1 protein-coding gene and 1 pseudogene are annotated in these 847 nt (G+C 44.5%); one reads left to right on the top strand and one right to left on the bottom strand.

What is annotated here, in order from left to right; all coding sequences use genetic code 11:
* Window positions 1–308 (top strand): hypothetical protein (locus A3729_RS06775; RefSeq protein ID WP_231877369.1); only part of this gene is annotated, 308 nt, incomplete at its 5' end.
* Between the two features lie 190 nt (window positions 309–498).
* On the opposite strand, the pseudogene A3729_RS06780 reads toward A3729_RS06775, so the two are convergent.
* Window positions 499–847 (bottom strand): annotated as a pseudogene (locus A3729_RS06780) (hypothetical protein); the annotation flags it as partial.

An 847-nucleotide genomic window follows, 5' to 3' on the forward strand; every position in this document is an offset into this window, starting at 1 on the left:
TGTCTCATGCCCTGAGCAAAGGTCAGCCATTGCCGGCATTATTCAAACAACATCGTATCATTCAAAAACGCCAGGCAGGTCTGTCTGCCGCCGCACAAAAGCACAGCCCTCAAAAGCTATTGGTAGTAAAAGAAGACTGCTTAACAACTTATATGATTCTTATAATTGACGTTAGCATAAAAAGTGAGCGCTGCCCCCTTATAAGTGAGCTAAAAATGTTAGATTCTGAAAAACATTGTAAAAACAGCGATCGGAAAGAGGCTTTAATGTTTATTTGTGATAAAGAGTGTGCGCTAAAGAACTTATAATGCTTTGTTGTGCTTTTGTTATTTTTTATTTTCAAAAGCTTATCTATGGAAATTAAAGCATCTTCGGAAATGAGTTTTCGAATGTGAGAATTTTGTAGGCGGCCCGTCCCGGGGCGCAGGTCGTTCCTCGGAGTGTCAGATAGCCCGGTGGTTCCGTTCGCGCGGACAGAGGCCCCGCCTACCTTTGGCTTTATCCCTTAGCAATTGCCAAGGTAATATCAGTCAACACGTCCCAAGGGGAAATGCCCTTTTCGACACCTTTGATCAGGTCATCGACTTTCTTACACTGATCTAAAAGGCCCAATAGCTTTTGAGGGCTGTGCTTTTGTGCGGCGGCAGACAGACCTGCCTGGCGTTTTTGAATGATACGATGTTGTTTGAATAATGCCGGCAATGGCTGACCTTTGCTCAGGGCATGAGACAAATTCAGTAGTAAGCGAATCTCTTTACTTAAAGCCCACAAGACAAAGGTGACTTCTACGCCTTCAAGGCGAAGGTGGGAGATGATTTTTGCGCTTTGCTTGGCCTTTCCGGTCAAA

It is taken from the genome of Oleiphilus sp. HI0043, from assembly GCF_001634935.1.